12 protein-coding genes are annotated in these 13,979 nt (G+C 55.7%); all 12 read left to right on the top strand.

All coding sequences use genetic code 11. From position 1 onward, the window contains the following. Positions 1–193: 193 nt before the first annotated feature. The 12 genes from BM322_RS09875 to BM322_RS09930 all read left to right on the top strand — a co-directional run bounded on the left by BM322_RS09875 (position 194) and on the right by BM322_RS09930 (position 13,977). On the top strand, positions 194–1,543 hold the full coding sequence (locus tag BM322_RS09875; RefSeq protein WP_075430062.1) for an MATE family efflux transporter: 1,350 nt from the start codon (positions 194–196) through the stop codon (positions 1,541–1,543). 89 nt (positions 1,544–1,632) lie between these two features. Beyond that, on the top strand, positions 1,633–2,685 hold the full coding sequence (locus BM322_RS09880; protein WP_075430064.1) for a Gfo/Idh/MocA family oxidoreductase: 1,053 nt from the start codon (positions 1,633–1,635) through the stop codon (positions 2,683–2,685). Between the two features lie 124 nt (positions 2,686–2,809). Beyond that, entirely contained in the window at positions 2,810–4,822 is a 2,013-nt protein-coding gene (locus BM322_RS09885) for a BglG family transcription antiterminator (protein ID WP_075430066.1), read from the top strand. Positions 4,823–4,958: 136 nt separating this feature from the next. After that, positions 4,959–5,408, top strand: a complete 450-nt coding sequence (locus BM322_RS09890) for a PTS sugar transporter subunit IIA (protein ID WP_075430068.1) — start codon at positions 4,959–4,961, stop codon at positions 5,406–5,408. After that, positions 5,405–5,686, top strand: coding sequence for a PTS sugar transporter subunit IIB (locus tag BM322_RS09895; protein WP_075430070.1), 282 nt, complete (start codon positions 5,405–5,407; stop codon positions 5,684–5,686). The genes BM322_RS09890 and BM322_RS09895 overlap by 4 nt, the downstream gene beginning before the upstream one ends. Positions 5,687–5,725: 39 nt before the next feature. Then, positions 5,726–7,000 (top strand): PTS ascorbate transporter subunit IIC, encoded by a 1,275-nt coding sequence (locus BM322_RS09900; protein WP_075430072.1) that lies wholly within the window; start codon positions 5,726–5,728, stop codon positions 6,998–7,000. Between the two features lie 17 nt (positions 7,001–7,017). Continuing rightward, on the top strand, positions 7,018–7,860 hold the full coding sequence (locus BM322_RS09905) for a transketolase (RefSeq protein ID WP_407047833.1): 843 nt from the start codon (positions 7,018–7,020) through the stop codon (positions 7,858–7,860). Positions 7,861–7,863: 3 nt separating this feature from the next. Continuing rightward, positions 7,864–8,811, top strand: a complete 948-nt coding sequence (locus BM322_RS09910; protein ID WP_075430076.1) for a transketolase family protein — start codon at positions 7,864–7,866, stop codon at positions 8,809–8,811. Between the two features lie 163 nt (positions 8,812–8,974). Continuing rightward, a complete protein-coding gene (locus tag BM322_RS09915) occupies positions 8,975–9,934 on the top strand; it encodes an L-lactate dehydrogenase (RefSeq protein WP_075430078.1) in 960 nt (319 codons plus the stop codon). Between the two features lie 35 nt (positions 9,935–9,969). After that, positions 9,970–10,848 (top strand): aldose 1-epimerase family protein, encoded by an 879-nt coding sequence (locus BM322_RS09920; protein ID WP_075430080.1) that lies wholly within the window; start codon positions 9,970–9,972, stop codon positions 10,846–10,848. Positions 10,849–11,210: 362 nt separating this feature from the next. Continuing rightward, entirely contained in the window at positions 11,211–12,335 is a 1,125-nt protein-coding gene (locus tag BM322_RS09925; protein ID WP_075430115.1) for an ABC transporter ATP-binding protein, read from the top strand. Next, positions 12,328–13,977: an iron ABC transporter permease gene (locus BM322_RS09930; RefSeq protein WP_075430082.1), complete on the top strand. Its 1,650-nt coding sequence runs from the start codon at positions 12,328–12,330 to the stop codon at positions 13,975–13,977. Before BM322_RS09925 ends, BM322_RS09930 begins: the two co-directional genes overlap by 8 nt. The last annotated feature ends 2 nt before the right edge of the window (positions 13,978–13,979 follow it).

The raw sequence follows: 13,979 nt of genomic DNA on the forward strand, positions 1-13,979 counted from the left end.
CCACTTCTAAAAAATCATATCCATAGATACTATCGGCAGAATGTCAAAACCTGATAAGTATTTTTTGACTTGTCAATTGCTGCTTGACCGCGGGCTTATCGATAAACGGTTGACAGAAGGCGGGCAGTTGGGTATATAATGTCAGATACGATGGAAGAATTTGGGATTCTGTAACTAAGAAGGTATCTGGAAAATGAAAGTGAATCATACGATTGATATGCTGCATGGGCCGATTGCGGGGCCGATGTTTTTGTTTGCGCTGCCCTTGGCTTTGACGGGCATCCTGCAGCAGCTATTCAACACGGCGGATGTGCTGGTGCTAGGGCAGTATGTCGGTACGAATGCGCTGGCTGCTGTCGGCAATAATTCCCCGATTATCGGCTTGCTCGTCAATCTGTTCATGGGCGTGTCCCTGGGAGCAAATGTCGTGATTGCGCGGTTTATCGGCGCGCATAATCTAAAGGAGACGACGCGGGCTGTGCATACGTCGTTTTTGCTGGCAATGATTTTTGGCCTGGCCGTAGCGGCGGTTGGCGAGCTTATGGCCGAGCCGATGCTGCGGGCGCTGGCAGTTCCCGATGAGGTCATGGAGCCCGCGGCACTGTATCTGCGCATCTATCTCCTGGGGATGCCGGCTATCGGTCTTTACAACTTCGAGTCGGCCATCTATCGCAGCCGGGGCGATACGCAGACGCCGCTCAAAGCGCTGGCGGTGGCGAGCTTGCTCAATATAGTGGGCAACCTCGCAGCGGTACTGCTGCTGGATTGGGGCATTGCTGGTGTGGCCGCGGCTACCTCGCTGGCGAACTATGTGAGTGCCTGGATGCTCTATCATAGTCTCTGCCATGAGCATGGCATCATCCGCATTGAGCCTGGAGCTATCCGCATGATTTGGCCTTATGCGCAGGAAATCCTGCGGATCGGTCTGCCAGCAGGCATCCAGGGCATGGTGTTCTCGCTGTCGAACCTTGTAATCCAGGCAGCCATCAACAGCCTGGGTGCCGAGGTCATGGCGGCTTCTGCGGCAGCATTCATCATCGAAATCAATATCTATGTATTCTTGATTGCGTTCGGCCAGTCCATCACGACCTTCGTGAGCCAGAATTATGGTGCCGGCAATCTGCCGCGCTGCCGTCAGGTCACGCGTGTCGGCATGCAGGTCGGCATGGTGGTGATTGTGCTGCTATCGGGATCGGCTTGCCTGCTGGCAGACCATCTGCTGGCGTTCTTCAACGATGTGGCGTCTATCATCGAAATCGGCCGCATCCGCGTATTCTATATTGTCGGGTTCTATGCAGTCTGCGTGTTCATCGAAGGCTTTTCAGGCGCCATGCGTGGCTATGGCTACTCCCTGCCGCCAGCGCTGCTGATGCTCGCGACGGTCTGCGGTGTCCGCATCGTCTGGATCTATACGGTCTTTGCCGCTGAGCCGACATTCAGCAATATCATGGTCTGCTACCCGCTGAGCTGGACAATCACGGCCGTGCTGCTGGCTGGCATCTACGGCTTCTATCGCAAGAATATCAAGGTCATCCGCGTATGAGGATGGCCTTTTTTGTATGCTTTGCCGCCCAGGGTATGATATAATACGAGCGTGAATAGTGTATTTGCATGTGATTCGGAGGGATTCGTATGGAAAAGCAGCTTGTGATTGGATTCATTGGGAATGGCAAGAGCACGAACCGCTATCATCTGCCGTTTGTGCTGAACCGGCCGGAGAAAATCCGGGTCAAGACAATCTATCAGCGCCGTGTGCGTCATGATGTCTGGCCGGTTGTTGCAGGTGTATGTTATACGGAAAATATCGATGAGCTGCTCCAGGATCCTGAGATCCAGGTGGTTGTCCTCAGTACCCCAGCTGGCAGCCATGTGGAGCTGGCACGTCAGGTGCTGGAGGCTGGCAAGCATTGTGTGGTCGAGAAACCTTTTGCCGTAAGCGTAGCAGAGGCGCAGGAAATCTTTGCGCTGGCCCGGGAGAAGGGGCTTATGGTGCAGTGTTATCAGAACCGCCGCTTTGACAGCGATTTCCTCACGGTGCAGCAGGTCATAGCATCCGGCAAGCTCGGCGAGCTATATGAGGTCAACATGCATTATGATTATTACCGTCCTGAGGTGCCGGAACGTGCGGCAGGTTTCAGCAGGGAAGCGGCCTTTCTCTATACCCATGCCTGCCATACGGTGGATCAGGTGCTGTCATTCTTCGGTGAGCCCGATGAAGTCCATAGTGATGTGCGGCAGCTCTTGGGTGATGGCCGCATGAATGATTATTTCGATCTGGACTTTGAATATGCAGCGCGCCGGTTGAAGGTCTCTGTCAAGTCCAGCTATTTCCGCGTCAAGCCTCGGCCAAGCTTTTCAGTCTATGGCCGCCGCGGCGTCTTCATCAAGCAGACAGAGGACCGGCAGGAGGCCGATCTCAAGAAATTCTATCTGCCCCAGGGGCATGCAGATTTTGGCCTTGACCTGCCAGAGCATTATGGCACGCTGACTTATTACGATGAGCAGGGCGGCTATCATGAGGAGAAGGTGCCGTCGGTGCGCGGCGACTATGCGCGTTTCTACGATGCGCTCTACGAGACTATCCTCCATGGTGCGCCGCCGCTGGTGACTGAGGCGCAGACCCTGGCGCAGATGCGAATCCTTGAGCAGGCTGGCCAAGGTCTCGTGACCGCTAGCAAGGCTTGATGGCGCAGAAATGACAAATGGTCGGAATGTTGCACAGGGTGCATGCAAAGAATCGTACTTGTCGCATCAGCGAGGACACTTTATACTTTATATATTATGGGGAAAAGTATAGGGAGGCGATGATGTGGAGAATAATGAACGCAGACGGCGGCTGGGGAAAGCGCTGGCGGGAACTTCACGCGACTTGCCGATAACGATAAATCAGTTGGCCAAGCTGTTGCAGGTATCGGTGCGTACGGTACATTATGACCTCAAGGAGATTGAGGGCGAGCTGGCAGAGCAGGGCATGGTACTCTGCCGTCAGCCACGGCGGGGGATGTGGCTCGAGAGTGCCGACTGTACGGGCAGCACGCATGTGGAGCAGCATATCCTTGGACGCAAGGAGCGGCAGGACCGCATCATCCTGGCCTTGCTTGGCGAGCAGAAATGCTCGATTGACGGCCTGGCGGAGATGCTCGACATCAGCCGCACGACGCTGCTGGCTGACCTCAAGGACGTGCAGGAAATCCTCGAGAAACGCAATCTCGTCTACGATTCCAAGCGTGGCTTGGGCATCTGGGCACATGGGGATGAGCAGGCCTGCCGCGATATGCTCATCCATATCTTCAATCGGGCAAGCTACGATTTCCGTGGTCATTTTGATTTTGATGGTCCCTGTCCTGCGGGGCAGGAACTTTTCCGGGATTATGTGCAGGATCTGCCCGTCGAGCAGATCGCGCATTTTTTCCTGGAGCTTATGGAGCGGCGTGGTCTCCTGGAGAATGACTCGTCGGCCAATCGCATGATCTGTGCGCTCTTGGTGCAGTTCAAGCGGCTGCAGCAGGGCCATGACATGAGCTATCAGGCACCGCTGGGATTCCTGTCGGATGAGGGGGAGCAGCTCAAACGGCTCGCTGGCGAGATTGCGCAGTCGCTAGATGAGCTGCAGCGCGGTTTCCGCCAGCCGGGCGAGATGCAGTATCTGGTTCGCGAACTGCTGCACAGCCGCATCTTCTTCCTGTCGGGGGATGACAGGCGGCGTCAGCCCAAGGATGTCAATGTCGAGGCCGTCGATCTTGCGCGGCGTTTTATCGAGTATGCGCAGGTATGGCTCGGCGATTTCTACCTCGACGACGATGAGCTGCTCTACAATCTGGCCTTGCACCTGCAGCCGGCCATCGAGCGGGCGCATTTCGGCATCATGCTGACGAATCCGTTGCTGGGCAGCATCAAGGAGCAGTACGCGTCGCTCTACGATATCGCCAATCGTGCCGCGGCCAAGATTACTGAGCATATGGGCATCGCCTTTTCGGAAGATGAGATCGGCTATCTGACCATCCATCTCGGGGCGGCTGTCGAGCGCCGCAACCTGCAGCGCAAAAAGCAGTTGTCGGTGTTGCTGGTCTGCGGCAATGGCATCGGCACGGCCAATCTGCTGGCCATGACACTGCGCAACAACCTGCCCTATATCCAGATCGTCAAGACGGTTTCGCTCTACCGCCTTTCAGAAGAGGATATGGCGCATGTGGATATCATCATCAGCACGGTCGACATCCAGAAGGTACCGCCGGGGATGGCGGTGCTGCGCGTCTCGCCAATCCTTACCGATGCGGGCATCCAGGTCATCGAGGGGCAGATCCGCTATTTCTATCATAAGAAATACATGACGGAGCCGCTGCCGGGACAGGCACTGACCAAGGAACGCGGCCTCGTGGAACTTTTGCGCGAAGATCTCATCTGTCTCGATGGCCAGGCGGCTGACTGGGAGGATGCCGTCACCCAGGCGGGCAATCTGTTGCTGGCCGATGGGGCGGTTACCGAGCATTATGTGCGGCAGATGGTCCGGGTGGTGCGCAACATCGGCCCCTATATCGTTGTCTGCGATGGTGTGGCGATGCCCCATGCGCATATCGAGGACGGCGCGCACAAGGTGGCCGTGAGTTTCCTCCGGCTCAAGGAGCCGGTGCTGTTCAGCGATGACCAGCGTCCTGTCGATATGCTGTTCGCCTTCTCGACTACGAGTGAGAAGGCACATCTGCCGCTGCTCTCGGACCTTTGGCGGGTATTCAACAGCGAGAGCATGCTGCGGTCGCTGCATACCTGCGCCGATGCGGCAGCCATGCGGCATCAGCTGCAGCAGTTCCTGCAAAAAGCATAAGGAATCTGAAAGCTTGCACAAGTATTGTGCAAGCTTTTGTTCTTGTTGTGGCTGGTTTTCATTCGTATAATGAGAGCGTGGATGAAAGACATGGCGGCAGGGAGGCAGCCAGAGGATAGAGAAAGGAGGCGATGGCATGCTGGAGGATTTCGTTGGCGAGCAGGATATCCTGCTCGGAGAGTCCTGCAAGGATTGGGAGGCAGCCATTGAACGCGGTGCGCAGCCGCTCTTGCAGCGCGGGGTCATCGAGCCTGCGTATGTGGAGGCCATCAAGCAGAACCATCGGGAAATGCCGTACATGGTCATAGCACCGGGCATCATGCTGGCTCATGCGCGTCCCGAGTGCGGGGCCAAGGATATGGGGCTGACGCTTATGACGCTCAAGGAGCCCGTGGAGTTTGGCAGTGCCCACAATGATCCCGTGCGGCTCGTCATCACGCTGGCAACGCCGGATGAGAGGAAACATCTCAAAATGTTAGAGGCACTCACGGATTTCCTTATGGTGCCGGAGTGTTTGGATAATTTCCTGGCTGCAAAGACAGTTGGGGAGGCTATGGCAATCTTGAAAGGAGACGAAGGAAAATGAAGATTCTCGTATGTTGTGGCAGCGGTCTTGGCAGTTCATTCATGATTGAGATGAACATCAAGAACGTACTCAAGGAGCTTGGTGTCGAGGCGGAGGTTACGCACTGCGATCTTTCGTCGGCTGCCGGCAATAAGTCCGATATCTATGTCGGCACGCGCGACATCGCGACGCAGCTTGTAGGCTTGGGCGGCGAGGTGGTATCGCTCAACAACATGATCGACAAGCAGGAGCTCAAGGAAAAGATCACTGCGGCCGTAGAAAAGGTTTCGCAGGGATGAAACAGCTATCATAACTAAATAATAAAAGGGGGATTTACGGTGTTAAAATTTATTCTCGATATTTTAAGTGTACCGGCAATACTCATCGGTTTAGTTTCCTTTATCGGCCTCGTCGTACAGAAGAAGGGGATTTCGGATGTACTCAAGGGTTCGATCAAGACGGTTATGGGCGTTTTGATTCTCGGCGGTGGCGCCGGTCTGGCTGTGACGTCGTTGGGGCATTTCGGCACGATGTTCCAGTATGGTTTTGGCATCACGGGCGTCGTTCCGCACAATGAGGCCATCGTAGGCATGGCTCTGGAGACGTATGGCACGCAGACAGCACTCATCATGGCTTTTGGTATGGTTGCCAACGTTCTCATTGCGCGTTTCACGCCGCTCAAGTTCATCTTCCTCACGGGTCATCATACGCTCTACATGGCTTGCATGATCGGTATCATCCTGACGGTCGGTGGCTTCGAAGGGGCAACTCTCGTAGCTGTCGGTGCAGCTATCCTCGGCCTGGTCATGGCTCTTTTCCCGGCTATTGCCCATCCGGTCATGAAGAAGATTTCGGGCAGCGATGATGTTGCCTTCGGTCATTTCGGTACGGTTGGTTATGTATTTGCTGCTTATATCGGCAAACTGCTTGGCAACAAAGAGCAGAGCACGGAGGATATCAACTTCCCACAGGGCCTCGCTTTCCTGCGTGACTCGTCGCTGGCTATCTCGCTGGTCATGCTCGTATTGTTCCTGATTGTCGCCCTGGCTTGCGGCCCGGAATATGTTGAGAAAGAACTCAGCGGCGGCCAGAATTTCCTGGTATTCTCCATCCTGCAGGCTATCACCTTTGCTGGCGGTGTCTATGTCATCCTCGCTGGTGTCCGCCTGATCCTGGCAGAAATCGTCCCGGCATTCACGGGTATCGCTACGACCCTTGTCCCGAATGCTAAACCGGCTATCGACTGCCCGGTTGTCTTCCCGTTCGCTCCGAATGCCGTACTCATCGGCTTCCTGTCGAGCTTTGTCGGCGGCGTCATCGGCATGGGCATCCTGTTGATGATGGGCTCGTCGATGCCGTGGCTGCCAATCATCCTGCCGAGTGTTGTCCCGCACTTCTTCTGCGGCGCTACGGCTGGTGTATTCGGCAACGCAACGGGCGGCCTGCGCGGCTGCATCTTCGGCGCTATGGCTCATGGTCTGCTGATCACGTTCCTGCCGATTCTCTTGATGCCGGTTCTCGGCAACCTCGGTTTTGCCAACACGACCTTCAGCGATGCAGACTTCTGCGTCGTCGGCACGATCCTTGGCAATGTTATCAATCTGATCAAGTAATGGAGCTGTAAATCATGATGGAAATACAGAATCTGCCGGAGCTGGCGGTCACGGTGCGTGAGGATATCCTGCGCATGACTCATGCCGCTGGCAACGGCCATCCAGGTGGCAGCCTGTCAGCCACCGATTATCTGGTCTGGCTCTACAATCGGGAAATGAATGTCCGTCCGGATGAGCCCAATTGGGAAGATCGCGACCGTTTCGTATTGTCGAAGGGCCATGTGGTGCCGGCACTTTACGCAGTGCTGGCACATAAGGGCTACTTTCCGCTGGAAGATTTGCTGACGCTGCGCAAACCGACATCACATCTGCAGGGACATCCGAACATGAACGATACGCCGGGCATCGATATGTCCTCGGGCTCATTAGGCCAAGGCATCGGCGCGGCTGTCGGCATGGCCAAGGGCGCAAAGGTACTGGGCAAGGACATCCATGTGCATGTGCTGATCGGTGATGGCGAATGCGCCGAAGGCGAGGTGTGGGAGGCAGCGCTCTACGCTGCCCACTACAAGCTCGACAATCTCTGCGTGGCTGTCGATGTCAATGGCCTGCAGATTGATGGGCCGACGGCTGAGGTAATGAACACTGCGCCCCTCGATGCGAAATTTGCGGCATTCGGCTTTGATACCATCACGGTCGATGGTCATGACTTTGAAGGTATCGCCAAGGGCTTTGCGCGGTTCCATGCGAACCAGGGCAGTGGCCGGCCGACGGTCATCCTGATGAAGACGGTCAAGGGTAAAGGTGTCAGTTTCATGGAAAACAATGCGGGCTGGCATGGCAAAGCGCCGAATGACGCCGAGCTGGAGCAGGGACTCAAGGATTTGGCTGCCATCCGGCAGCAGTTGAAGGAGGGTTGAGGCATGGCAGAACAGAAGAAGATTGCGACGCGTGACAGTTTCGGCCGTGCTCTCGTGGAACTTGGCCGTGAGCATCAGGAGATTGTCGTCATGGATGCCGATCTGGCCGGAGCCACCCGCTCCGGTATGTTCAAGAAGGAGTTTCCCGAGCGCTTTTTCGACTGCGGCATCGCTGAGGGTAATATGATGAGCGCGGCTGCCGGCATGGCAGCGATGGGACTAGTCCCCGTTGTTTCCACCTTTGCCATGTTTGCCGCTGGGCGTGCTTTTGAGCAGGTGCGCAATGGCATTGGGTATCCCCATCTCAATGTCAAGATCTGTGCGACGCATGCAGGCATTTCCGTGGGCGCCGACGGAGCGACCCATCAGTGCTGCGAAGACTTCGCGCTGATGCGCAGTATCCCTGGCATGACGGTGCTCTGCCCCTCCGACGATGTCGAGGCGCGCAAGCTCCTGCGGGCAGCCTATGAGATGGAAGGGCCTGTCTACATGCGGTTTGGACGGCTGGGCGTGCCGGTCTTCCATGACGAGACGGCAGAGCTTGCCATCGGCAAGGCAGAAGTCCTGCGCGACGGCCGTGATGTCGCACTGATCGCTACGGGCATCCTGGTGCCCGAGGCCGTCAAGGCGGCGGAAAAACTGGCTGCCCAGGGCATCGAGGCCCGGGTCATCAACATGGCGACTATCAAGCCGCTGGATGAGGAATGCGTACGGCAGGCCGCCAAGGAGTGCGGTGCCATCGTCACCGTCGAAGAGCACAATATCATCGGTGGTCTCGGCGAGGCAGTCTGTGCAGTACTGGCTGAGCAATGCCCGACGCCTGTATGCCGCATCGGTGTCCGCGATTGTTTCGGCCATTCGGCTTCGGCAGAAGAATTGCTGGCTGAGCACGGCCTGACGGCAGAAAACATTGCGGTCAAGGCGCAGCGGCTCATTGCCCGCAAAGGTTGAATGTGATTGTAATTCCCTTGATGAATCCCCATCGCACAAAACAGCGATGGGGATTATTTTTGCTTTTGCTGTGATTGTTTGACAATGTTTGGTTTTTGATAGTAGACATGTTTCCATACAGTGTAAATTGTGCTAAAATAAGTGACAAAGGAGAGGTGCAACTATGTTAAAACCACACAAATTAGCAATCATTGGACTCGGACATGTTGGCTCGGCGGTACTGGCGCGGGCAATTGCCTGCCAGCTGGCAGCGGAAATCGTCTGCATCGATATCAAGCCGGAGGTGGCTCATGGTGAGGCTGTCGACGCGACGCATTCGATTGCCTGTGCGCTGACGCCGAATGTTCATGTATATGCGGGCGGCTTTGAGGAATGTCATGACGCGGATGTCATCATTTGCGCGGCTGGCCCCAGCATCATGCCAGGTGGTGTCATGGATCGCTTGACGCTGGCCAAGGAGAATGCGGCAGTCATCCGCGACGTCATGAGCGAAGTGACGAAGTATACGCGGGAGGCCGTATTCATCATGATCACGAATCCCCTCGATGTTACGACGCATGTGGCAGCGACGGAGTTCGGCTATCCGGAAGGCCGCCTGTTCGGCACGGGCACGACGCTGGAGACGCTGCGTTTCAAGAGCATCCTCGGTGCGCATTACCATGTGGATCCGACAGATGTGCAGGGCTACATGCTCGGCGAGCATGGCAACTCGGCGTTCCCGGCTTGGAGCACGGTCAGCATCGGCGGTGTGCCGCTGGCGGAGCTCGATGAGTTCTATGACCACGAAGAGCAGTTTGACCGGGAAAAGGTGGCTGGTGAGGTCGTCAACACGGCGTATGATGTGCTGCAGTCGAAGGGCTGGACCAACACGGGCATCGCGATGGGCGCCTGCCGTCTGGCCAAGGCTGTGCTCTACGATGAGCATGCCGTGCTGACCGTTTCGACGCCGCTCCATGGCGAGTACGGTATCGAGGATGTATCGCTGTCCCTGCCAAGCGTCATCGGCAAGGGCGGTGTGCTGAAACGCGTGCCGCTGCATCTGCCGGCTGCTGAAGAGGAAATGCTCCATAAGAGTGCCGAAAGTGTCAAGGCCGTCTTGCGTGCTAATGGTATAATTGGATAAGAACAGCATATTTTCATAGCGAGAGGAGTCCTTAGATGCTCTATACATTAGAAAACGAAACACTTTGCGTGCTGGTGCGCAGCCAGGGCGCAGAACTGCGCTCCATCAAGGAGCGGGCTGACGAGACCGAATACCTCTGGGATGGCAATCCTGAATGGTGGAAGTACAGTTCGCCGGTCTTGTTCCCGATTGTCGGCAAGCTGCGCGATGGCAAGTACCGTGTGAGCGGCAACGAATACGAGCTGCCAGGACACGGCTTTGGCCGCATCTCCGAGTTCGAGCTCGTGTCCCGCCAGAAGGACAGCATCGAGTTCGCCCTGGGCTGGTCCGAGGAGACACTCAAGGTCTATCCGTGGAAGTTTGAGCTCAATGTCGGCTATGAGCTCGAGGAAAACAAGGTCAAGGTAATCTGGCGTGTCAAGAACCTTGACGAGAAACACATGGTATTCTCAATCGGTGCGCATGGTGCCTTCCGCTGCCCAATCGTGCCGGGGGAGAAGTTCGAGGACTACTACCTCGAGTTCCAAGAGGCTGAGGACATGCGGAACCTGCCGCTTGACAGCAAAGGCCAGTTCCAGCATGAATACGGCGATATGGCCGTCAAGGGCACGAAAATGCCCTTGAACTACGAGATGTTCCGCAACGATGCCCTGGCCTATGACGGGCAGAAGTCTGATGCAGTCAGCCTGCGCTCGACGAAGAGCGAGAAGTGCCTGACCGTCGAGGCCAAAGGGTTCCCATACTGGGGCTACTGGACGCCGGACAAGGGCGGCGCACCGTTTCTCTGCATCGAGCCTTGGCATGGCCATGCTGACTACGTGGACTTTGATGGTGACTTCAAAGACCGTGAAGGCAGCGAAGAGTTGGCACCAGGCGAAGAAAAGAAATTCAGCTATACGATTGCGATTGGCTGAGTAAATTAATAGGTAGACATACGAAAAAGCCACCCTCGACCAAAAGGGTGGCTTTTTGTTGTATTTGGAATGAACATCCTCGCAGAAAGGTGCTTTGAGGCCAAGCGCAAGCGCGGTCGATTGGCCAACCCGAAGTGGAGGTGTTACTGATAGATGCGGACACGCTGAAGCGTCTGCTTTTTTCAATACTTGCTTGTTTAGCATCGTACTACTACTCCGAGAATGTGAGAGATAACCTCGCGGTGATTGGTTCATTTTTGACGACAAATATCCATTATTTTGGATTGTTTCAACTTTATTACTCCGATAAAATAAAGTCATAGCAGAAAACAAGAAGAAACAATGGAATGGAGGAGTTCCAGATGAGTGTTGCCATATCCGTGGATAATGTCGTCAAGAAGTATGGGGATCTTACCATCATCCCCGGTCTTACCGAGCATATCCATAATGGGGAGTTCTTTACGCTGCTGGGGCCGTCGGGCTGTGGAAAGACGACGCTTCTGCGCATGATTGCGGGATTTAACAGCATCGAGGGCGGAGAAATCAAATTTAACGAGCAGGTCATCAACGATATCCCTGCCCATAAGCGCAACATCGGCATGGTCTTCCAGAGCTATGCTATCTTCCCGCATCTTACCGTGCGTGAGAATGTCGAGTATGGACTGAAGCTCCGCAAGATGCCGAAGGATGAGATGAAGGCGAAGGTCGATAAGATCCTCGATGTCGTGCAGATCACTGAGTATCAAGACCGCCTGCCTGAGCGGCTGTCGGGCGGCCAGCAGCAGCGTGTGGCGCTGGCGCGGGCCATCGTCATCCATCCGAGCGTGCTGCTGATGGACGAGCCGCTGTCGAACCTCGATGCGAAGCTGCGTGTGGAAATGCGCTCCGCCATCCGTGAGGTTCAGAAACAGGTCGGCATCACGACGGTCTATGTCACCCATGACCAGGAAGAGGCCCTGTCGATTTCTGACCGTATCGCGGTCATGAAGAAGGGCGTCATCCAGCAGACAGCGTCGCCGCATACGATCTACACCCGTCCCTACAACATCTTCGTCTCGACGTTTATCGGTCATTCGAATCTCTTCAAGGGTCATATCGAGGCTGATGGCGCCGGCAAGACGGTGGTGTTTGCCGATGGGTTCCGGCTGCCGATGACGACGCTTGGCGAGGAAGCTGCGGACGGACAGGAGGTCATCATCTCGGTGCGTCCGGAGGAGTTTGCTATCTGCGGCGAGGGCGAAGGCGTCCGCTGCCAGGTGGCGACGAAAGTATTCCTTGGCAAGTATGTGAACTACAGCCTGAGTTTCCCCGAGGAAATGATCCTGCCGAATCAGCCTTCGATTGAGTTCAGCCAGGATCTCGGCCATGCGGAGAAGATCCTTGAGGTGGGCGATACGGTCTATCTGAAACCGAATGCCATGAAGGTCAATGTGTTCATTGCCGATGGCAGCCGCAGTCTGATGGAAGGTGTGGTGGAAAATGAATAGACGTTTCCGGTGGGACTTCTGGGCCTGGGTTACGCTGTTATCCATCATAATCTTTGGCCTGTTCCTGATCTATCCGCTGTTTGCGCTGTTCGTCAGCGCCTTCCAGGATGCCGCCACCGGCGCCTGGTCGATGCAGAACTTCGCGCACTTCTTTGAACGCAAATATTACTACCAGTCGATGATCAACAGTTTCTCGGTCACGACGAGCGTGACGATACTGGCCGTCATCATCGGCACGGCGCTGGCCTACTTCATGACGCTTTACCGCGTCAAGGGGCGGAGCATCGTCGAGATCTGTATCATCATCTCGCTCTTATCGCCGCCGTTCATCGGCGCGTATTCGTGGATCCTGATTGGCGGCCGCAGCGGCATCCTGACCAAGTGGCTGGCTGAGTACGGCATCGATTTCCCGTCAATCTATGGCTTTGCGGGCATCCTGCTGGTATTGACGCTCAAGCTTTATCCGTTCATCTACCTCTATGTGGCTGGCGCGATGAAGAACATCGACTCGGCGCTCATCGAGGCGGCGGAAAGCCTTGGCTGCAGCGGCATCCGCAAGGTCGTGACGATCATCCTGCCGCTCATCACGCCGACAATCCTGGCCGGTGCCTTGATGGTCTTCATGAATGCCATGGCTGATTTCGGTACGCCGATGCTGATCGGCGAGGGCTTTAACGTCATGCCGGTCATGATTTATTCGGAGTTCATCAATGAGGTCGGTGACCAGGCGAACTTCGCAGCGGCGATGGCGGCCATCATGGTGCTGATTACCTCGACGATATTCATGCTGCAGAAATACGTGGTCAACCGCAAGTCGTTTACCATGAGCTCGCTGCGTCCCATGCAGATGGGTGCTTTGCATGGTATAAAGAATGTCATCATGCATGTATGCATCTACACCCTTGTTGGCCTGTCGATGATTCCGCAGCTTGTCGTCATCTACACGTCCTTCCTCAAGACGAACGGTTCGATCTTCATCGATGGTTATTCCTTTGACAGCTATATCCGCATCTTCAATGAGCTGGGCACAGCTGTTTCGAACACCTATATGTTCAGCACGGCGGCCATGATGGCCATCGTGTTCCTGGGCATGACGGTTGCCTATCTGACTACGCGTCGCAAGAGCTGGCTGACCGATATCATCGACACCCTGACGATGTTCCCCTATATCATCCCAGGGTCTGTCCTGGGTATCACGCTGCTATTGGCCTTCAATGAAGAGCCGATGCTGCTTTCCGGTACAGCCCTCATCATAATCATCTCCCTTGTGATTCGGCGTCTCCCGTATACCCTGCGCTCGAGCTCAGCTATCCTTTACCAGCTGAGCCCGAGCCTCGAGGAGGCGTCCATCAGTCTCGGCGCATCGCCAGTCAAGACCTTCTTCAAGGTCACGGCTGTCATGATGCTGCCCGGTGTCATGAGTGGCGCCATCATCTCGTGGATTACGGCCATCAATGAGCTGAGTTCCTCGGTCATCCTGTTCACGGGCGCGACCAAGACGATGTCGGTCGCCATCTACACCGAGGTCATCCGTGCCAGCTACGGCACGGCAGCGGCGCTGTCTACGATCCTTACGGTAACGACAATCACGGCCATGGTCATCTTCTTCAAGGTGTCCGGCCGCCGCGATGTGACGTTATAAAT

It is taken from the genome of Selenomonas sp. GACV-9, from assembly GCA_900116485.1.
Classification (GTDB): Bacteria; Bacillota; Negativicutes; order Selenomonadales; family Selenomonadaceae; genus Selenomonas_A; species Selenomonas_A ruminantium_G.